This is a genomic window from Aquipseudomonas alcaligenes (assembly GCF_003205495.1).
In the GTDB taxonomy this organism is placed as follows: domain Bacteria; phylum Pseudomonadota; class Gammaproteobacteria; order Pseudomonadales; family Pseudomonadaceae; genus Aquipseudomonas; species Aquipseudomonas alcaligenes_B.
On the sequence record NZ_QJRX01000005.1, the window covers coordinates 309,231 to 327,781 of the forward strand.

General features: G+C 69.0%; 19 protein-coding genes. 6 read left to right on the plus strand and 13 right to left on the minus strand.

The genetic code is table 11. The annotated features are described in order from the left end of the window. Positions 1–17: 17 nt before the first annotated feature. Both DMO17_RS11645 and DMO17_RS11650 read left to right on the plus strand, forming a co-directional pair. Positions 18–353 carry a tRNA-binding protein gene (locus DMO17_RS11645; protein ID WP_110682650.1) on the plus strand — a complete coding sequence of 112 codons (336 nt, stop codon included), beginning with the start codon at positions 18–20 and terminating at the stop codon, positions 351–353. 90 nt (positions 354–443) lie between these two features. After that, a complete protein-coding gene (locus tag DMO17_RS11650) occupies positions 444–1,316 on the plus strand; it encodes a DMT family transporter (protein WP_110682651.1) in 873 nt (290 codons plus the stop codon). A gap of 38 nt (positions 1,317–1,354) precedes the next feature. Here DMO17_RS11650 and DMO17_RS11655 read toward each other — a convergent pair whose 3' ends face one another. From DMO17_RS11655 to recQ, 5 genes are all read right to left on the minus strand, one after another. Then, positions 1,355–1,630, minus strand: coding sequence for an Rdx family protein (locus DMO17_RS11655; protein WP_110682652.1), 276 nt, complete (start codon positions 1,628–1,630; stop codon positions 1,355–1,357). Beyond that, positions 1,630–2,064, minus strand: coding sequence for a MarR family transcriptional regulator (locus DMO17_RS11660; RefSeq protein WP_110682653.1), 435 nt, complete (start codon positions 2,062–2,064; stop codon positions 1,630–1,632). Before DMO17_RS11660 ends, DMO17_RS11655 begins: the two co-directional genes overlap by 1 nt. Before the next feature lie 119 nt (positions 2,065–2,183). Further along, a complete protein-coding gene (locus DMO17_RS11665) occupies positions 2,184–3,188 on the minus strand; it encodes a DUF2804 domain-containing protein (RefSeq protein WP_110682654.1) in 1,005 nt (334 codons plus the stop codon). Between the two features lie 85 nt (positions 3,189–3,273). Continuing rightward, positions 3,274–4,413 (minus strand): GGDEF domain-containing protein, encoded by a 1,140-nt coding sequence (locus DMO17_RS11670; protein WP_110682655.1) that lies wholly within the window; start codon positions 4,411–4,413, stop codon positions 3,274–3,276. 124 nt (positions 4,414–4,537) lie between these two features. After that, positions 4,538–6,673, minus strand: a complete 2,136-nt coding sequence (recQ, locus tag DMO17_RS11675) for a DNA helicase RecQ (RefSeq protein ID WP_110682656.1) — start codon at positions 6,671–6,673, stop codon at positions 4,538–4,540. A gap of 129 nt (positions 6,674–6,802) precedes the next feature. On the opposite strand from recQ, the gene DMO17_RS11680 reads away from it, so the two are divergent. The 4 genes from DMO17_RS11680 (at position 6,803) to lapD (ending at position 10,533) form a co-directional block, all read left to right on the plus strand. After that, positions 6,803–7,390 (plus strand): UPF0149 family protein, encoded by a 588-nt coding sequence (locus DMO17_RS11680; RefSeq protein WP_110682657.1) that lies wholly within the window; start codon positions 6,803–6,805, stop codon positions 7,388–7,390. A gap of 9 nt (positions 7,391–7,399) precedes the next feature. After that, on the plus strand, positions 7,400–7,801 hold the full coding sequence (locus DMO17_RS11685) for a YbaN family protein (RefSeq protein ID WP_110682658.1): 402 nt from the start codon (positions 7,400–7,402) through the stop codon (positions 7,799–7,801). Positions 7,802–7,875: 74 nt separating this feature from the next. Then, positions 7,876–8,574, plus strand: coding sequence for a cysteine protease LapG (lapG, locus tag DMO17_RS11690; protein ID WP_110682659.1), 699 nt, complete (start codon positions 7,876–7,878; stop codon positions 8,572–8,574). A 9-nt stretch (positions 8,575–8,583) separates the two neighbouring features. After that, positions 8,584–10,533 carry a cyclic di-GMP receptor LapD gene (gene lapD, locus DMO17_RS11695; protein WP_110682660.1) on the plus strand — a complete coding sequence of 650 codons (1,950 nt, stop codon included), beginning with the start codon at positions 8,584–8,586 and terminating at the stop codon, positions 10,531–10,533. A gap of 22 nt (positions 10,534–10,555) precedes the next feature. Here lapD and DMO17_RS11700 read toward each other — a convergent pair whose 3' ends face one another. The 8 genes from DMO17_RS11700 to DMO17_RS11735 form a co-directional block, all read right to left on the minus strand. Continuing rightward, a complete protein-coding gene (locus DMO17_RS11700; RefSeq protein ID WP_110682661.1) occupies positions 10,556–11,647 on the minus strand; it encodes a PLP-dependent cysteine synthase family protein in 1,092 nt (363 codons plus the stop codon). 10 nt (positions 11,648–11,657) lie between these two features. Then, positions 11,658–12,563: a DMT family transporter gene (locus DMO17_RS11705; protein ID WP_110682662.1), complete on the minus strand. Its 906-nt coding sequence runs from the start codon at positions 12,561–12,563 to the stop codon at positions 11,658–11,660. Positions 12,564–12,650: 87 nt separating this feature from the next. Next, on the minus strand, positions 12,651–12,983 hold the full coding sequence (locus DMO17_RS11710) for a Na+/H+ antiporter subunit G (protein WP_110682663.1): 333 nt from the start codon (positions 12,981–12,983) through the stop codon (positions 12,651–12,653). Further along, a complete protein-coding gene (locus DMO17_RS11715) occupies positions 12,980–13,249 on the minus strand; it encodes a K+/H+ antiporter subunit F (protein WP_110682664.1) in 270 nt (89 codons plus the stop codon). The genes DMO17_RS11710 and DMO17_RS11715 overlap by 4 nt, the downstream gene beginning before the upstream one ends. After that, positions 13,234–13,734: a Na+/H+ antiporter subunit E gene (locus tag DMO17_RS11720; protein ID WP_110682665.1), complete on the minus strand. Its 501-nt coding sequence runs from the start codon at positions 13,732–13,734 to the stop codon at positions 13,234–13,236. Before DMO17_RS11720 ends, DMO17_RS11715 begins: the two co-directional genes overlap by 16 nt. Continuing rightward, complete coding sequence (locus tag DMO17_RS11725) at positions 13,731–15,218, minus strand: monovalent cation/H+ antiporter subunit D (RefSeq protein ID WP_110682666.1); 1,488 nt, start codon at positions 15,216–15,218, stop codon at positions 13,731–13,733. The genes DMO17_RS11720 and DMO17_RS11725 overlap by 4 nt, the downstream gene beginning before the upstream one ends. After that, entirely contained in the window at positions 15,215–15,574 is a 360-nt protein-coding gene (locus tag DMO17_RS11730) for a Na+/H+ antiporter subunit C (RefSeq protein WP_110682667.1), read from the minus strand. Before DMO17_RS11730 ends, DMO17_RS11725 begins: the two co-directional genes overlap by 4 nt. After that, positions 15,574–18,369 (minus strand): monovalent cation/H+ antiporter subunit A, encoded by a 2,796-nt coding sequence (locus DMO17_RS11735; RefSeq protein WP_110682668.1) that lies wholly within the window; start codon positions 18,367–18,369, stop codon positions 15,574–15,576. The genes DMO17_RS11730 and DMO17_RS11735 overlap by 1 nt, the downstream gene beginning before the upstream one ends. Positions 18,370–18,551: the final 182 nt, after the last annotated feature.

Genomic DNA, 18,551 nt, shown 5'->3' on the forward strand with positions numbered 1-18,551 from the left:
ATCAGGAGAATTTCGCGATGCAGATCATCGAGTGGCAGGACTTCGAGCGCGTGGAACTGCGCGTCGGCACCCTGCTCAGCGCCCGCCCCAATGACAAGGCGATCAAGCCGGCCTATGTGCTGGAAGTGGACCTCGGCGACCTCGGGGTGAAGACCTCCAGCGCCCAGCTCACTGCCCACTACGACGCCGCGGAACTGGTCGGCCGCCAAGTGCTGTGCGTGTGCAACTTCGCCCCCAAGCGGGTCGCCGGGGTGCGCTCGGAAGTGCTGGTGACCGGCGTCTACGACAGCGATGGCAAGGTGGTGCTGGCCAGCTTCGACAGGCCCCTGCCCAACGGCGCCCGCCTGGCCTGAGCGATGGCAGGCACCAGGCGGTGAGGCCATGGCGCCCCGTCCGGCCCCCGGAAAACCCCACTTTTCTTAATCCTGCAGTCTGGAAGTCCCATGCAGCACCGCACCGCCCTCTTCGCCCTGCACCTGGGCGCCCTGTTCTTCGGCCTGTCCGGCATCTTCGGCAAGCTGGCCCTGGCCGCCCCGGTGGTCATCGTCTTCGGCCGCGCCCTGTTCGCCGTGCTGGCCCTGCTGCCGCTGACCCGCCTCGGCGAGGCGGTGGCCCGGCTGAGCTGGAACAGGCGCCTGGCCCTGGCCGGCGCCGGCCTGCTGCTGGGTGGCCACTGGTGGGCCTTCTTCATCGCGGTGAAGGTGTCCGGGGTGGCGGTAGCCACGCTCGGCTTCGCCAGCTTCCCGGCCTTCACCGTGCTGCTCGAGGGGCTGCTGTTCCGCGAGAAGGTGCGCCTGGCCGAATGGGGCGTGGTCGGCCTGGTCAGCCTCGGCCTGGTGCTAGTCACCCCGAACTTCGACCTCGGCAGCGACGCCACCCTGGGCCTGGCCTGGGCGGTGTTCTCCGGGCTGCTGTTCGCCATGGTATCGGTGTCCAACCGCGCCACCACGGCCGGGGTCAAGCCGGCCCAGGCGGCGCTCTGGCAGAACCTGGCGATCGCCCTGGTCAGCCTGCCGCTGGCCTGGTCGGCACTGCCCACGGTGCGGGCCCTGGACTGGCTGTGGATCGCCCTGCTCGGCCTGCTCTGCACGGCCCTGGCGCACAGCCTGTTCGTCGCCAGCCTGCGCGTGCTCAACGCGCGCAGCGCCTCGGTGGTGTTCGCCCTGGAGCCGGTCTACGGCATCGCCTTCGCCTGGTGGCTGTTCAGCGAGCAGCCGACCCTGCGCATGCTCTTCGGCGGCAGCCTGATCCTGCTCGCCACGCTGATCTCGGCGCGCCTGAGCAAACGCGCCGCCAGCGTGGAAGATCTGGGCTAGCTCGCACCCGCCACGGCGCCGCACCGGAGCCGGCAGGCCTAGCGGTCGTTGTGGCCGAGGTCGCGCTGCGGGTCGATCAAATCGCGCAGGCGCTGCTTGAGCACCTTGGCCTCGGGAAAGCCGCCATCGGCCTTGCGCTCCCACAGCTGCACGCCGTCGCAGGTGATGCGGAACACCCCGCCCGTGCCCGGCTCCAGGCTGACCATGGCCAGTTCGTCGGCGAAGGTGCTGAGCAGCTCCTGGGCCAGCCAGGCGGCGCGTAGCAGCCACTGGCACTGGGTGCAGTAGCTGATCACCACGTGCGGCTTGCCCATCAGGACTTTTCCAGGTTGGCCAGGATGCGTGCGTGCACCTGCTGGCAGAGGCGCTGATCTTCCTCGCTGACGCCGGCGAACAGCTCCTTGCGCAGCTGCAGGGCGATGCTCTCGATCTGCACGATCAGCGGCCGCGCCTTGTCGGTGAGCACCACCTTCTTGGCGCGGCGGTCCTCCGGCACGGCGATGCGTTGCACCAGCTCCTGGGCCTCCAGGCCGTCGAGCAGGCGGGCCAGGGTCGGCCCCTCGACGCCCACCGTCTGCGCCAGCTCGCGCTGGGTCGGCGGCTCCTTGAGCAGGGCCAGGTGCAGCAGCACCAGCCAGCGTGCCTGGGACAGGCCCAGGCCGGACAGTCGACGATCCAGCTCGGCGCGCCAGGCGCGGGAAAGCTGGGCCAGTTGCATACCGAAACTGTGTTGCGCAAAGTTCTGCATAGTTGACTCTCGCTGGTCCTCGCCGCTGCCCGCATCCCCTGTTCCCGGCGGACAGCAGAAAAACCTAATTATTAGTCAACTAACCATAACTCCTGAAAAGCCCGTCGCCAAGCCCGCCGTTACCATTTGACATACTGGTCCTCGACGAAGCCCCACAGGTTGTCGATGCGTAGCGGCGCGCGCCCCGGCGGGCGCAGGGTGCCCTGGAAGCGCCCGAACACCTGCTTGAAGTTGCTGGCCAGCAGGCCCAGGTCGAGCTGCTCGCGGTGCAGGCCATGGCCGTGGAACTGCAGCTCGACCTGGCCGTCGGCCGAGAGGATATGCCAGGGCTTGAGCGGGTCGTCGCGGTCGAACTGGAAATGCACGCCGCCGACCGGCAGCAAGGCGCCATCCAGCCAGTAGCAGTTCTCGCTGAAGCTGGTCTCGTTGACCCCGCACGACAGGTTCAGGCCGACCCGCGTGCCGCCCAGCGCACCGGACAGGCAGGCCCAGTTCCAGTTCGTCTCCGGCCGCATGTAGCCGGCCGACCAGTCGTGGTGGGCGAAGGCCTCCAGCGCCGCCAGATCGAAGTCGCCCAGGGCGCTGTGCACCTGGCCGCGGCAGCGCACGCCGGCCACCTTCTGCGCGTAGACCCAGCCGTTGACCGCCGTCGGCGTGCAGATGCACATGGGCTGCAACTGCTGCTCGGAGAAGCTCGCCTCGATACGCGTGCCGTCGTCCAGCTCCACCAGCAGGTGCTTGTCCAGGCCCTGGTTGCTCAGGCGCAGCCAGTTGGCGCCGCTGCGCAGCTCGCAGACGCCGGCGTTGGGCCGCGGCGAGAACGCCGTGCCGAGGCCCAGCGGGCGCCTGAACTGGCGCTCGAGCATGCGCCCGCTGGCCGGGTGGAACAGGTAGACGAAGCCGGCGCCGAGCAGACTGATGTCGGCCAGCGCGCAGCCGCCGATCAGCTCGTCGCTGACGATGCCGAAGTACTGGAACTGGTGGTAGCGCCGCCACTTGGCCAGGGCACCGAGGCGCCGCCCCATCGGCGAGCGGAAGTCGAAGTCGCGCCAGTTCACCTCGCCCGGCGCCGCCGGGAAGATGCCGTAGTGGGGTTGGCCGTTGGCCTGGATCAGTCGTTCCATGAGTACTGCCGGCAGTGGAAAGCCGCGATCCTAGCAGCCGCGCGGCGACATCACAGGGACCATTGGCGCCAGCCCGGGTGGCGCTTCAGGTCACCACCTGGTTGCGGCCGAAGGCCTTGGCCTCGTAGAGGGCACGGTCGGCATGGCCGCAGAGGCTGAAGGGGTCCTCCTCGGCCTGCGGCTGCAGGCAGGAGACGCCGATGGACAGGGTCAGCACCGCCGCCGTGGGCGAGCCGGCATGGGCGATGGCGCAAGCCTGCAGGGCCTGGCGCAGGGCCTCGGCACGCTGGCGGGCCTCCTCGGCACCGATGCCGTAGAGCAGCACGGCGAACTCCTCGCCGCCGAGGCGCACGGCCATGTCCAGCGGGCGCCGGGCGGCGCCCAGCAGCACCGTACCGACCTGCTGCAGGGCACGATCGCCGGCCTGGTGGCCGTAGTGGTCGTTGTACGCCTTGAAGTGATCGACATCGCACAGTAGCAGGGCCAGCGGCTTGCCCTCGCGCTGGGCCTGGCGCCACAGGCGCGGCAGCTCGCGGTCGAAGCTGCGCCGATTGTGCAACCCGGTGAGGCTGTCCTGGTGCGCCAGCTGGCCCATCAGGTGGCTGACCAGGAAGTGCTCGCGCGACTTCAGCTCCAGCACATAGCAGCCGACCGCGCCAATCAGGTTGCCGCACACCAGGAACAGCAGGTTGTTGTACAGGCGCTCCGGTGCCAGCCCGCCCAGCCATTCGAGCAGGCCGTAGATCAGCAGCACCAGCAGCGAGGCGCTGGCGGCCTCGACCAGGCGCAGGCCGGCCAGGAAGTAGCCGGCGATGCACACCAGCAGCAGGCCTTCGTAGGGAAAGAAGGGATCCTGGCTGTGGCCGAGGGTGATGATGGCCGCGGTGCCGATGCCCATTGCCAGCATGCCCACCAGCATCATCGTCGTCTGCCGCGGCGACAGGCCGCTACGCGCCATGTTCCAGGCCAGGGCCAGCAACAGCAGGGCCACCACCAGGCGGATGGCCAGCATGGCGAACAGCAGGGGGCCGTCGACCATCCAGATGTCGACCCCGGCGAAGGCCAGCCAGACCACCAGGGCGAAGGCCAGGGCCGTGCGCTTGAGCTCGAAGCTGTCGCGCAGCAGGTAGTCGCGGTATTCGCGCTCCAGCCCGGCGCCGAAACGCAGGCGGCGGAAGCCCCGTGCCAACTGGTCGGCATAGGGGCTGGAGCGGACTTCGGCCAACCATTCTGGATGCGGCGCCACCTGTACCTCGCAAAGAAATCGTCAGGAGCACCCTAACGTTTTGAGACACACGTCACAAGTTTGTCGCCGGTGATTTGGCGTAACCATTCGTTAACGCTCGCGGTCAGACCTCGAACTCGGCCTGTAGAGCGGCGCGCACACAGTGCAACACGCCCTCCTCTACCCGCCCGGCGAACTGTTCAACCACTGCCGCCACCGGCGGCAGCTCGCCTTCGCCATCGAGGAAGGCATCCTGGATCTCGCCGAGCAGCTCCTCCGGCAGGTCCAGCGCCTGCTCCAGGGACAGCTGCTGGCGGCCGATGGCCTCAGCCAGCAGGTTGTACACGCTCTTCTCGCCGCAGTTGAGCTGGGCTGCGATCTGCGCCGGGGTCATGCCGGCGCGGGCCAGGCTGACCAGCTCGTGGCGCAGGTCGGTGACCACCCTGGGCGCCTCGGCGGACTCGCCGCCGGCCAGCACTTCGAGGAAGGCCTCGCCGTAGCGCTCCAGCTTGCGCGCGCCGACGCCGCTGACCCGGGCCATCTCGGACAGGTTGCGCGGCTGGCTGCGCAGCATCTCCAGCAGGGTCGAGTCGGGGAAGATGACGTAGGGCGGCACGCCGTGCTCCTCCGCCAGCTTGCGGCGCAGGGCGCGCAGCGCCTCCCACTGTTCGCGCTCCTCGCCGCGCACCAGCTGGCTGGCGCTGCTGCCGCTGGCCTTGGCCGCCTGCTGCGGCTTGAGGTCGCGGCGCAGCTCCAGGGTCACTTCACCGCGCAGCAGTGGACGGCAGGCATCGGTCAGGCGCAGGCCGCCGTAGCCGTCCAGGTCGACGTCGGCCAGACCGCGCGCCACCAGCTGGCGGAACAGGGTGCGCCAGTCGCCCTCGGCCAGCGCCTTGCCGATGCCGAACACCGGCAGGTGCTGGTGGCCGGCAGCGCGGATCTTGTCGTTCTCGCGGCCCAGCAGGATGTCCACCAGATGGCCGACGCCGTAGCGCTGGCCGCTGCGATAGATGGCCGACAGGGCCTGGCGCGCCGGCTCGGTGGCGTCCCAGGTCTGCACGTTGTCGACGCAGGTGTCGCAGTGCCCGCAGGGCTGCTCCAGCACCTCGTCGAAGTAGGCCAGCAGGGCCTGGCGGCGGCAGCGCGTCTCCTCGCACAAGGCCAGCATGGCATCGAGCTTGTGCTGCTCGACGCGCTTGTGCCGCTCGTCGCCCTCGGAGCCGGCGAGCATCTGCTTGAGGAAGATCACGTCCTGCAGGCCGTAGGCCATCCAGGCATCCGCCGGCAGGCCGTCGCGGCCGGCGCGGCCGGTCTCCTGGTAGTAGGCTTCCAGCGACTTGGGCAGGTCGAGGTGGCAGACGAAGCGCACGTTGGGCTTGTCGATGCCCATGCCGAAGGCGATGGTCGCCACCATGATCAGCCCTTCCTCGTTGAGAAAGCGCTTCTGGTGGTAGGCGCGCAGCTCATTGGGCAGGCCGGCGTGGTAGGGCAGCGCCGGATAACCCTGGGCGCTGAGAAAGTCGGCGACCTCCTCGACCTTCTTGCGCGACAGGCAGTAGACGATGCCGGCATCGCCCTTGCGCGCGGCGAGGAAGGCCAGCAGCTGCTTGCGCGGCTGATCCTTGGGCTGGATGCGGTAGAAGATGTTCGGCCGGTCGAAGCTGGAGAGGAAGCGCTCGGCGTTCTCCAGGTGCAGGCGCTGGGCGATCTCCTCGCGGGTGCGCTTGTCCGCCGTGGCGGTCAGGGCGATGCGCGGCACGCCGGGGAAGAGCTCGGCGAGCTGGCCCAGCTGCAGGTATTCGGGACGGAAGTCGTGGCCCCACTGCGACACGCAGTGCGCCTCGTCGATGGCGAACAGGGCCACCTGCAGGCGCTGCAGGAAGGCCAGCATGCGCGGCTGAACCAGCCGCTCGGGGGCCAGGTAGAGGAACTTGATCTCGCCGCGGCGGATGCGCTCGGCGATCTCGCGCTGCTCGTCGGCGCTCAGGGTGGAGTTCAGCGCCACCGCGGCCACGCCCAGCTCGTCGAGGGTGGCGACCTGGTCGTCCATCAGCGCGATCAGCGGCGAGACGATCACCGCCAGGCCTTCGCGCAGCAGGCCGGGCACCTGGTAGCACAGCGACTTGCCGCCGCCGGTGGGCATCAGCACCAGGGCATCGCCGCCCGCGGCCACGCGCTCGATGATCGCCGCCTGGTTGCCGCGAAAGGCGTCGTAGCCGAATACGTCTTTGAGGATGCCAAGGGCCTGTTGGTCGAGCATGCCGGTCTCCGTTGCGAGCCGCGCAGTATACGCGAGGCGCGCCGGCGGCAGGCCATCGCCCGTCGGCCGTGCTTTTGCCGGCATGGGCGGCTAGAATCCCGATGTTTACTCACTCAAGGTAGTCCCACGATGTCCTTCGCCGAGCAATTGTCCCGCCTGCAAGCCTTCCTCGATGCCGATGACCTGCACGAGGAGGCCCTGGACTACGTGGCCGCCCACGGCTACCTGACCGCCCTGTCGATCTGCCCCGAGCAGGTGCCCGAGCGCGAGTGGATCGACGCCCTGTTCGCCGAGCCGCCGCACTACCGCAGCGACATCGAGCGCGAGGAAGTGGAGATCACCCTGCAGCTGCTCAAGGCCCACATCGCCCGCCAGCTGGCCAGCGACGACGAGCCGGAAATCCCCTGCGAGCTCGACCTCGGCGACGATCCGGATGACTCCGAGCTGCGCGGCTGGTGCATCGGCTTCATGGAGGGCGTGTTCCTGCGCGAGGCCGTGTGGTTCGAGGACGCCGAAGACGAAGTCAGCGAGCTGCTGCTGCCGATCATGGTCGCCTCCGGCCTGTTCGACGAGCAGCCCGAATTCGCCGAGATCGCCCGCGACCGCCAGCTGGTGGACAGCATGGTCGAGCAGATTCCCGAGCTGCTCACCGCCCTGTTCCTGCTGTGCCAGGCGCCGGAAGAGAAACCCGCACTGCTCAAGCCCCGTCATCACTAAGCCGCGCTTATGGCGCACGCCGACATCCCGCAGAACCGCCATCGCAGCGTGCGCTATGCGCTGCTGGTGGTCGGCTGGCTGAGCGTGGTGCTGGGGGTGATCGGCATCTTCGTGCCGGTGCTGCCGACCACGCCCTTCCTGCTGCTGGCCGCCGCCTGCTTCGTACGCAGCTCGCGGCGCTTCTACCTGTGGCTGGTCAACCACCGCCACCTCGGCCCGTGGATTCGCGACTACCTGGAAGGCAACGGCATCCCGCTCAAGGGCAAGGTCTACGCCATCGGCCTGATGTGGGCGAGCATCGGCCTGTCCTGCTACCTGGTGCCGCTGCCCTGGGCGCGCGCCTTCATGCTCACCAGCGCGGTGCTGGTCAGCCTCTACATCCTGCACCAGAAGACCCTGCCCAGCCGCTGAGCGGCGCTGCCGGCAGGCGGCAAAAGCGTGATGCAGTGCCTACACTCTCAGCACTTTCCGCGGAGAGAACCTTCATGCAGCTGCGGCCGAGCATTCAGGGACGAGTCCCGCGCCTACCGGCGGGCCGGCTGCTGCTGGGTGCCGCGCTCGGCCTCCTGCTGGCGATGGCAGCCAAAGCCAACTGGGACTTTCCGCTGATCATCGGCAAGGCCGAGCAGCGCTACGGCAACCTCGGCATAGCCAAGGGCCGCATCGAGGCCTGGGATGAGCTGATCCGCAGCAGCGGCCAGCTCTCCGAGAGCGAGAAGCTGGCCACGGTCAACCGCTTCTTCAACCGCCAGTTCCGCTTCTCCGACGATATCCGCAACTGGCGCCAGAACGACTACTGGGCCACCCCCATCGAGGCCCTGGTCAAGGGCGCCGGCGACTGCGAGGACTACTCCATCGCCAAGTACTTCACCCTGCGCCGTCTCGGCGTCCCCAGCGACAAGCTGCGCATCACCTACGTCAAGGCGCTGCGCTACAACCAGGCGCACATGGTGCTGACCTATTACGCCAGCCCCGGCGCCGAGCCGCTGGTGCTGGACAACCTGATCGGCGAGATCCGCCCGGCCTCCCAGCGCAAGGACCTGCTGCCGGTCTACGCCTTCAATGCCGAGGGGCTCTACCTGCCGGGGCAGACCGGCCGCAAGAGCGACACCAAGAAACTGTCGCGCTGGCAGGATCTGCTGAAGAAGATGCGCGCCGAAGGCTTCGACATCGGCGAAGGTTAGGAGAAGACCATGTCCCTGTTGAAACAGCTGTTTCTCGCCATCTGCCTGTTCCTCGTGGTGGCCTTCACCGGCAGCTTCATCGCCGGGGTGGAGACCTCGCGCGAGCAGCTGCTCAGCCAGCTGCGCTCGCACGCCCAGGACGCCGCCACGGCGCTGGGCCTGTCGATGACCCCGCACGTCGACGACCCGGCGATGATCGAGCTGATGGTCAGCTCGATCTTCGACAGCGGCTACTTCGCCACCATCCGCGTGGTACGCATCCCCAGCGAGGAAGTGATAGTCGAGCGGCGCACCACCACCACCTCGGACAAGGTGCCGGCCTGGTTCGTCGACCTGGTCGACCTCGACCCGCAGGGCGGCGACGCGCTGATCATGCGCGGCTGGGAACAGGCGGCGCGGGTCGAGGTGCTCAGCCACCCGCAGTTCGCCCTGGCCAAGCTGTGGGACAGCGCCATCGGCAGCCTGCTCTGGCTGCTGCTGTGCGGGGTGGTCAGCGCCATCCTCGGCGGCTGGCTGCTGCGCACCCAGCTGCGCCCGTTGGACAACATGGTGCAGCAAGCCCAGGCCATCACCCGCCGCGAATTCCTCACCCTGCCCCGCGTGCCGCGCACTCCCGAACTCAAGCGCGTGGTGCTGGCGATGAACCAGATGGTGGAGAAGCTCAAGCAGCTGTTCGCCGAGGAAGCCGCGCGCAGCGAGAAGCTGCGCGAGGAGGCCTATCAGGACAACCTCACCGGCCTGGCCAACCGCCGCCTGTTCGATATCAAGCTGGCCAGCCAGCTGGCAATCACCGAGCAGAACGCCGAGGGCTACCTGATGTTCCTGCGGGTCAACGACCTCGGCGGCCTCAACCAGCGTCTCGGCGGGCAGAAGACCGACGCGCTGATCGGTGCCATCGGCGAGATCCTCAAGCGCCTGCTGGAACAGCACGGCAAGCCGGACTGGCTGGGCTCGCGCAGCCGCGGCGGCGAGTTCACCCTGCTCGCCCCCGGCCTGGCCGCTGACGACGCCGACCGCCTCGCCCAGGATCTCAGCGAAAGCCTGGAGAGCCTGCGCCAGACCGGCGCAAGCGACTGCACCCCGGTCGCCCACCTGGGCATCGCCGCATTCAAGCCGGGCGAGGACGTCAGCGCGGTGATCGGCCGTGCCGACCAGGCCCTGGCCCAGGCGCAGGCCAATCCGGGCAAACCCTGGGAACGCCTGGACGACTTCAATGCCCTGCCCGGCCAGGGCCAGCACGACTGGCGCAAATGGATCGACGAGGCCCTCACCCAGGGCAAGCTGCAGCTGTACTTCCAGCCGGTGGCGACCTGCGCCGACACCCGCCAGCTGTTGCACCGCAAGGTCCTGGCGCGCCTGCTCGACCCGCAGGGCGAGGCCGTGGCCGCCGGCCGCTTCCTGCCCTGGATCGAGCGCCTGGGCTGGGCCGCTCGCTTCGACCTGGCCATGCTCGAACACAGCCTGGCGCACCTGGCCAAGTATCCGCAGCCGCTGGCGCTGAGCCTGTCCGCCGCCACCCTGCGTGACGGCGCCAGCCAGGCCAGGCTGCTGGAAGTGCTCAAAGCCCACCCGCAGCAGGGCGAACTCATGACCCTGGAGCTGGACGAGCGCTACCTGCCGCCGCCGGCCGAGCTGGAAAGGCTCAGCCAGCAGGTGCGCGAGACCGGCTATCACCTGGGCCTGCAGCACTTCGGCGGGCGCTTCAGCCTGATCGGCAACCTGACCCACCTCGGCCTGGCCTACCTGAAGATCGACGGCAGCTACATCCGCACCATCGACCAGGAAGACGACAAGCGCGTGTTCATCGAGGCGATCTTCCGCGCCACCAACAGCATCGACCTGCCGCTGATCGCCGAGATGGTGGAAACCGAGGGCGAGCTCAACGTGCTGCGCGAACTGGGCATCCACGGTGCCATGGGCCGCCTGGTCGGCGCGCCGGCGCCCTGGCAGGAGCAGTGATCCGCACGCCCCGCGCGGGGCGCTAGCGGAACAGGCAGGGCAGCGGCGGCAACGCCTGGCCCTGTTCGGCGCAGGCCGCCACCGCCGCGGTCAGCGGCGCCAGGTCATAGCCCTGTGCCGCCAGCCAGGCCTCGTCGTAGTAGCTGGTGGCGTAGCGCTCGCCGCCGTCGCAGAGGATGGCCACCACCGAACCGGACTCGCCCGCCTCGACCATCCGCCGCGCCACCAGCAGGGCGCCGACCAGGTTGGTGCCGCTGCTCGCCCCCACCCGCCGGTTGAGGCGCCGCGCCAGGTAGTGCATGGCGGCCAGCGACAGGGCGTCCGGCACCTGGCAGGCGGCGTCCAGCACATCGGCCATGAACGAGGGCTCCACCCGTGGCCGGCCGATGCCCTCGATGCGCGAGCCGCAGTCCAAAGTCAGGCTGCGATCGCCGCTGACATAGCTGGCGAAGAACACCGAGCGCTCGGCGTCGGCACACAGCACGCGGGTGGCGTGCTGGCGGTAGCGCACGTAGCGGCCCAGGGTGGCCAGGGTGCCGCCGGTGCCGGGGCTGGACACCAGCCAGGCCGGCTCGGGGCAGCGCTCGTGGCGCATCTGCTGGAAGATCGACTCGGCGATGTTGTTGTTCGCCCGCCAGTCGGTGGCGCGCTCGGCGTAGGTGAACTGGTCCATGAAGTGGCCGCCGCTCTCGCGGGCCAGGCGCACGGACTCCTCGTGGATGCGCGTGGGGTCCTCGACCAGATGGGTCTGGCCGCCATAGAAGGCGATCTGCGCCAGCTTCTCGCGGGCGGTGGCAGCCGGCACCACGGCGATGAAGGGCAGCCCCAGCAGGCGCGCGAAGTAGGCCTCGGAGATCGCCGTGGAGCCGCTGGAAGCCTCGATCACCGGCGCGCCGGGGCGCAGCCAGCCGTTGCACAGGGCATAGAGGAACAGCGAGCGGGCCAGGCGATGCTTGAGGCTGCCGGTGGGATGGCTGGACTCGTCCTTGAAGTACAGCTCGACGCCCGGCAGCCCCGGCAGCGCCAGGGGAATCAGGTGGGTGTCGGCGCTGCGCTGGAAGTCCGCCTCGATGATGCGTACCGCCTGGCGAATCCACTGGCGTTCATCGCTCATGGCCGCCGCCTCAATCCAGGATGCCGGCCGGCGCCGGCGCGCGGCTGCGCCACTGGCTGAGCGCCACGCCGGCGAACACCAGGCCGGCCGCCAGGTACTGCTCGGTATTGAGGCGCTCGCCCAGCAGCACGGCGGCGAAGATCAGGGTGAACACCGGGATCAGGTTGGTGAAGCCGGACGCCTGGCTGGCCGGCAGGCGGCTGACACCGTAGTTGTACAGGCCGTAGGCGCCCACGGTGACCACCAGGCCGAGGTAGACCACCGAGCCGACGCCGAGCGCGCTGAACTGGCTCGGCAGCGGCTCGGTCAGCAGCGCCAGGGGCAGGAAGAACAGCGAGCCGACCAGGGCCTGCATGGCAGTGAGGATGAAGGGCGAGTAGCGCTCGGAGAGGAACTTCAGCAGCAGGGTATAGCCGGTGGCGCAGAGCATGGCGAGGAACTCGTAGAAATTCCCCAGCAGCGGCGCCGGCGCGCTGGCGTCGGCCTCGCCGGCCAGGCTCAGCCAGATGGCGCCGAGCACCGCCAGCAGGAAGCCGGCCCAGGTGCTGGCGGCTACCCGCTCGCGCAGGAAGACGAAGGCGCCCATGGCCACCAGCAACGGCAGCAGCGCGGTGATCATGCCGGCCTGGGCGGCGCTGGTGTGCTGCAGCGCCAGGGCCTCGAAGATGAAGTACAGGCAGGGCTCGCAGGCGGCCAGGGCGAGCAGGTAGCGCCAGTCACCGGGCCGGTAGTCGAGGCGCCCGCGCCAGCGCCAGGCCAGCAGGAACACCAGGCTGCCGAGGGCCATGCGGCCGAAGATCACCCACATCGGCGGCAACTCGGCGAAGGCGAACTTGAGGGCGATGAACGAACTGCCCCACAGGGCCATGGCCAGCACCAGGCAGGCCATGGCGAACAACGATCCCTGCCGGGCCATGCGCACCTCCAGTCGAAAAGCTCAGTCTAGAAGGCGGCCCCGCTCGGCGACAGGCACAGCGGCGCAGCAAAACTGTGCGGGCGCGCCCTACTGCTCCCAGGGCTTGCCGCGTGTCTTCGGCTCCAGCGGCAGCTGCTGCAGCACCGCAGCCTTGGCCAGCATGTAGGCGCTGACCGGGGCGCTGATGAACAGGAACAGGCTGATCAGCAGCTCATGCAGGCTGAAGCCCTTCTCGCCGAAGGAGAAGAACAGCAGCGAGGCCACCACCATGCCGCCGATGCCCAGGGTGGTGGCCTTGGTCGGTCCGTGCAGCCGGGTGAAGAAATCAGGCAGGCGGTACAGGCCGATGGCGCCGATCAGGACGAAGCCGCAACCGAGCAGGAGGAACAGACTGACGAGGATTTCCAGCCACAGGCTCATTCGATGATGTCTCCGCGCAGCATGTACTTGGCCACCGCCACGGTGCTGACGAAGCCGAGCACGGCGATCAGCAGGGCGATCTCGAAGAACAGCTCGGTGCCGCGCCAGATGCCGTAGAGGATGATCAGGGCGATGGCGTTGATGTACAGGGTGTCCAGCGCCAGCACCCGGTCCGGCAGGCTGGGCCCCTTGACCAGGCGCGCCACGGCCAGCAGCAGGGCCGCGCCGAGCATGGCCAGGCAGGCCGGGATCACGTAGCCGAGCATGGGAAAATCTCCTTCAGCGGCGCCTCGTAGCGCTGCTTGATCTCGTCGATCATGGCCTGCACGTCCGGCACGTCGAGGCCGTGCACCAGCAGGGTGCGGCGGTCGTGGCTGAGGTCGGCGGCCAGCGAGCCGGGCGTCATCGACACCACGCTGACCAGAATGCTGATGGCCAGCTCGTTGTCCAGCTCGATCGGCACCTCGACGAAGGCCGGGCGCAGCTCGCCGACCCGCCCCAGGGTCAGGCGCGCCACCTGGAAGTTGGCGACCAGGATGTCGCCGATCACCATCAGCAGGTAGCGCAGCAGCTGCAAGGGCCTCCACGCCCGGGGATGCTCGACCAGCAGCGACCCCAGCAGCAGCGGAATGACGATGGCGAGGAAACCACCCAGCAGCCAGTGGCCGAAGGCGATCGAGTCGACCAGCAGCAGCCAGGTGCACAGCAGCAGCAGACTCTGCGCCGGGTGCGGCAGGAGTCGTCGCATCATGGTGCGGCCTCCACGATGATCGAACGGTACAGCGGCAGGTCATGCAGCTGCGCGGCAGCGGCCTGGGCATAATCCAGCAGCGGCGCTGCCAGCAGCACCAGCAGCAAGGCGCAGGCCAGCAGCAGCAGGCAGGCGCACAGGCGGCCAGGATCCAGCTCGGCGCTGTCCAGACTGCTCAGGCCGATGCGCCAGAACAGCGTGCTGCCGGCCCGGCTCAGCGCCACCAGCACGGCGAAACCGCCGAGCAGCAACACGCCCCACAGCGCCGGCGACGGCAGCGCCTGCAACAGCAGCAGCTTGCCGAGGAAGCCGGACAGCGGAGGCAGACCGACCACCGCGATGGCGCCGAGGAAGAACAGCCCGCCAAGCAGGCCGGGATTTTCCAGCGCCGGCCCCTGCACCAGGGCGCCGGCCTTGTCGCCGCGCTGGCGGGCGATCAGGTCAGCGAGGAGAAACAGACCGCCCACCACCCAGGTGCTGTGCAGCAGGTAATAGAGCGCCGCGGCATGGGCCTGCGGCGTGCCGATGGCCACCGCGGCCAGCAGGGTGCCGGCGGAGACCACCACCAGATAGGCCAGCAGCATCTGCAGGCTGCGCGCCGCCAGGGCACCGACGGCCCCCAGCGCCACCGTGGCCAGGGCCAGCGGCCAGAGCCAGGCCTGGGTCAGGTCGGCCAGCTCGCCGGCGCCCGCGCCGAACATCAGGGTGGCCAGGCGCAGGATGGCGTAGATGCCGACCTTGGTCATGATCGCGAACAGCGCCGCCACCGGCGCGCTGGCGGCGGCGTAGGCACGCGGCAGCCAGAAGTACAGCGGCAGCAGCGCCGCCTTGAGGGCGAACACCAGCAGCAGAAGCAGGCCGGCCGCGGCCAGCAGCGGCACCTGGTCGCCACTGGCCTGGGCCACCCGGGCCGACAGGTCGGCCATGTTCAGGGTGCCACTGGCGCCGTAGACCATGCCCAGGGCAATGAGGAACAGCGCCGAACCGGTGAGGTTGAGCACCACATAGTGCAGCCCCGCCCTCACCCGCTCGGCGCCCTGGCCGTGCAGCAGCAGCGCGTAGGAGGCGATCAGCAGGATCTCGAAGAACACGAACAGGTTGAACAGGTCGCCGGTGAGGAAGGCACCGTTGATGCCCAGCAGCTGGAACTGGAACAGCGCGTGGAAGCGCGGGCCGAGGCGGTCGTCGCCGCGCAGCGCATAGAGCAGCGCGGCGACCGCCAGCACGGCGGTGGCCAGCAGCAGCCAGGCGCTGAGGCGGTCGAGCAGCAGCACGATGCCGAACGGCGGCTGCCAGTCGCCCAGGGCATAGACACGCAGCTGGCCGTCGTCCGCCAGCTGCAGCAGGTACAGGCTGAGCGGCAGCAAGGCCAGGGTGGCGAGCAGCGACAGGCCGCGCTTGAGGCGCTCGTGGGACGGCAGGATAAGCAGCAGCGCACCGGCGAACAGCGGCAGCAGGATGGGCAGGATCGGCCAGTGACTCAAAGTGCACGCCCCCCATCCGCCGGGCTGTGAGGCTGTTCGTCCGGGCGGCCGTCGACATGGTCGTTGCCCAGTTCGGCCAGGCCACGCAGGGCCAGGATCACCACGAAGGCGGTCATGGCGAAGCCGATGACGATGGCCGTCAGCACCAGGGCCTGCGGCAAGGGGTCGGCCGGATTGGCGCTCTGTCCGATCACCGCCACGTCGCCACTCAGGCGGCCCATGGCGAAGAGGAACAGGTTGACCGCGTAGGACAGCAGGGTCAGGCCCAGCACCACCGGAAAAGTGCGCCCGCGCAGCAGCAGGTAGACGCCGCTGGCACTGAGCACACCGAGGGTGACGGCGAACAGCGCTTCCATCAGTGAATCTCCTTGCTCGCGGCGGGCACCAGGCTGAGCTTGCCCAGACGGGTCAGCACCAGCTGGGTGGAGCCCACCACCGTGAGATAGACGCCAAGGTCGAACAGCATGGCGGTGGCCAGCTCGAACTCGCCCACCAGCGGCAGCTCGAAATGGCCGAAGGCGCTGGTCAGGAACGGCCGGCCGAAGACCCAGCTGCCGAGGCCGGTGAGCGTCGCGATCAGCACCCCGACGCCGGCCATGCGCTGGTAGTTGAGCGGCAGGCGCTGCTCGACCCAGGCCACGCCGCTGGCGATGTACTGCAGGGCCAGCGCCACGGCCGTGACCAGGCCGGCGATGAAGCCGCCGCCGGGCAGGTTGTGCCCGCGCAGGAAGATGAACACCGAGATCAGCAGCGCCAGCGGCAACAACAGGCGCGACAGGGTCAGCAGGACCAGCGGGTTCTTCGCCCAGGCCCAGCGCCGCCCCTGCGGATCGCAGGTCGGATTGTGCAGGCGCAGGCCGTCGAGCATGGCCAGGATGCCCATCGCGGCGATGGCCAGCACGGTGATCTCGCCCAGGGTATCGAAGCCGCGGAAGTCCACCAGGATCACGTTGACCACGTTGGTGCCGCCGCCACCGCTGACGCTGTTGGCCAGGAAGAACGGAGCGATGCCGTCATAGGCGCGGGTCAGCACCACGTACACCAGCAGCGCCACCATCACCCCACAGCCGCCGGCCAGGAGGAAATCGCGCAGGCCGCGCAGGCTGGAGCTCTCGCGCGGTGTGCGCGAGGGCAGGTAGAACAGCGCCAGCATCAGCAGGATGATGGTCACCACCTCGACCACCAGCTGGGTCAGCGCCAGGTCAGGCGCGGAGAAGCGGGCGAAGGCCAGTGCCACCAGCATGCCGCCCAGGCCGAGGATCAGCAGCGCCACCAGGCGCTGGCGATGGAATACGGCGGTGAGCAGACCGCTGGCCGCCAGCACCAGCAGGCCGAGCGCGGTGATGCCGTCCAGCGGGCTGAGACCACGTGCACCGGTCAGCTGCGGCAGCGGCGCCAGGGCGGTGGCCACCAGCACCAGGGCGGCGATCAGCAGGAAGCTCAGGTAGCGCTGCAGCGAACCGTTTTCCAGGCGCCCGGTCAGCCAGCCGGCCAGGCGCACCAGGTTCTGCACCTGGCGCTCGAAGATCATCCGCGCATCCACCTCCGGCAGCCCGGCGTACCAGCGGAACAGCGGCTGGCGCAGGGCGTAGACCAGGATGCCGCCGACCAGCGCCACGCAGCTCATCGCCAGCGGCAGGTTGAAGCCGTGCCAGATCGCCAGGCTGTACTCCGGCAGCGCGCCGCCCAGGCTGGCGCCGGCCGCCACCGCCAGCAGCGGCGCCACGGTGTAGGCCGGCAGCATGCCCACCAGCAGGCAGAGGAAGACCAGGATCTCCACCGGAATCTTCATGTAGCGCGGCGGTTCGTGGGGAGGATACTTGGGCAGGTTGACCGGCTCGCCGTTGAAGAACACGTCGTGGATGAAACGCAGCGAATAGGCCACCGAGAACACCCCGGCCAGGGTCGCCGCCGCCGGAATCGCCCAGCTGAAGCTGCCCAGCAGGTGTTGGCGGAGGGTTTCGCCGAAGAACATCTCCTTGCTCAGGAAGCCGTTGAGCAGCGGCACCCCGGCCATCGCCGAAGACGCCACCATGGCCAGCACGGCGGTGTGCGGCAGGTATTTCCACATGCCGTTGATGCGCCGCATGTCGCGGCTGCCGGTCTCGTGGTCGATGATGCCGGCGGCCATGAACAGCGAGGCCTTGAAGGTGGCGTGGTTGATGATGTGGAACACCGCGGCGACGTTGGATAGCGGCGTGTCGAGGCCGAACAGCAGGGTGATCAGGCCCAGGTGGCTGATGGTGGAAAACGCCAGCAGGCCCTTGAGGTCGTGCTGGAACAGGGCCATGCCGGCGCCCACCAGCAGGGTGGCCAGGCCGGTCAGGCTGACCAGGTAGAACCACAGGTCGGAGTCGGCCAGCGCCGGGTACAGGCGCGCCAGGAGGAACACCCCGGCCTTGACCATGGTCGCCGAGTGCAGGTAGGCCGACACCGGGGTCGGCGCCGCCATGGCGTGGGGCAGCCAGAAATGGAAGGGGAACTGCGCCGACTTGGTGAAAGCGCCGAGCAGCACCAGCACCAGCACCAACGGATAGAGGGCATGGGCGCGGATCAGCTCGCCGGACTGCAGCACCACGCTCAGCTCGAAGCTGCCGACGATATGGCCGAGCAGCAGGATGCCGGCCAGCAACGCCAGGCCACCACCGCCGGTGACGGTCAGCGCCATGCGCGCGCCCTTGCGCGCATCGCTGCGCGCGCCCCAGAAGCCGATCAGCAGGAACGAGGCCAGGCTGGTCAGCTCCCAGAACATCAGCAGCTGCAGCAGGTTCTCCGACAGCACCACGCCGAGCATGGCGCCCATGAACAGCAGCAGATAGGCGAAGAAGCGCCCGGTCGGCTCGCGCTCGGAGAGGTAGTAGCGGGCGTAGAGGATCACCAGCAGGCCGATGCCGAGGATCAGCAGGGCGAACAACAGGCCCAGGCCATCCAGGCGCAGGGCCAGGTTCAGGCCGAGCTGCGGCAGCCAGGGCTGGGAGACCAGCAGCTGCTCGCCGGCGAATACCGCCGGGGCCTGCCACAACAGCAGGCCGAGCCCCAGCAACGGCGCGACGGCCGCCGCCAGGGTGCAGGGCACACGCCCGTAGCGGTCGCACAACAGGGGCAGGAGGGCACCGAGCAACGGCAGTGCGACGATGAGCAGCAGCTCCATGAATCTCCCCTCTGCGGCCCCAAGCCCGCCGTTGAGCAGAGTGGCTGCGGCAGGGGCGAATCATCCATTGCCTGGCGCCGGAAGGGCCCCGCCGCTCAGGTTCGTCCGCCGATTATCCATAACTATCGGAAGCAAGTCATGGATGAATTATTACTAAAACTTATCTCGACCAGCCCATCGCA

Excerpts from the sequence above, each read along its gene's own strand:
- DMO17_RS11645 (WP_110682650.1), top strand. The coding sequence starts at position 18 with ATGCAGATCATCGAGTGGCAGGACTTCGAGCGCGTGGAACTGCGCGTC.
- DMO17_RS11650 (WP_110682651.1), top strand. The coding sequence starts at position 444 with ATGCAGCACCGCACCGCCCTCTTCGCCCTGCACCTGGGCGCCCTGTTC.
- DMO17_RS11655 (WP_110682652.1), bottom strand. The coding sequence starts at position 1,630 with ATGGGCAAGCCGCACGTGGTGATCAGCTACTGCACCCAGTGCCAGTGG.
- DMO17_RS11660 (WP_110682653.1), bottom strand. The coding sequence starts at position 2,064 with ATGCAGAACTTTGCGCAACACAGTTTCGGTATGCAACTGGCCCAGCTT.
- DMO17_RS11665 (WP_110682654.1), bottom strand. The coding sequence starts at position 3,188 with ATGGAACGACTGATCCAGGCCAACGGCCAACCCCACTACGGCATCTTC.
- recQ (WP_110682656.1), bottom strand. The coding sequence starts at position 6,673 with ATGCTCGACCAACAGGCCCTTGGCATCCTCAAAGACGTATTCGGCTAC.
- DMO17_RS11680 (WP_110682657.1), top strand. The coding sequence starts at position 6,803 with ATGTCCTTCGCCGAGCAATTGTCCCGCCTGCAAGCCTTCCTCGATGCC.
- DMO17_RS11685 (WP_110682658.1), top strand. The coding sequence starts at position 7,400 with ATGGCGCACGCCGACATCCCGCAGAACCGCCATCGCAGCGTGCGCTAT.
- lapG (WP_110682659.1), top strand. The coding sequence starts at position 7,876 with ATGCAGCTGCGGCCGAGCATTCAGGGACGAGTCCCGCGCCTACCGGCG.
- lapD (WP_110682660.1), top strand. The coding sequence starts at position 8,584 with ATGTCCCTGTTGAAACAGCTGTTTCTCGCCATCTGCCTGTTCCTCGTG.
- DMO17_RS11700 (WP_110682661.1), bottom strand. The coding sequence starts at position 11,647 with ATGAGCGATGAACGCCAGTGGATTCGCCAGGCGGTACGCATCATCGAG.
- DMO17_RS11705 (WP_110682662.1), bottom strand. The coding sequence starts at position 12,563 with ATGGCCCGGCAGGGATCGTTGTTCGCCATGGCCTGCCTGGTGCTGGCC.
- DMO17_RS11710 (WP_110682663.1), bottom strand. The coding sequence starts at position 12,983 with ATGAGCCTGTGGCTGGAAATCCTCGTCAGTCTGTTCCTCCTGCTCGGT.
- DMO17_RS11715 (WP_110682664.1), bottom strand. The coding sequence starts at position 13,249 with ATGCTCGGCTACGTGATCCCGGCCTGCCTGGCCATGCTCGGCGCGGCC.
- DMO17_RS11720 (WP_110682665.1), bottom strand. The coding sequence starts at position 13,734 with ATGATGCGACGACTCCTGCCGCACCCGGCGCAGAGTCTGCTGCTGCTG.
- DMO17_RS11730 (WP_110682667.1), bottom strand. The coding sequence starts at position 15,574 with ATGGAAGCGCTGTTCGCCGTCACCCTCGGTGTGCTCAGTGCCAGCGGC.
- DMO17_RS11735 (WP_110682668.1), bottom strand. The coding sequence starts at position 18,369 with ATGGAGCTGCTGCTCATCGTCGCACTGCCGTTGCTCGGTGCCCTCCTG.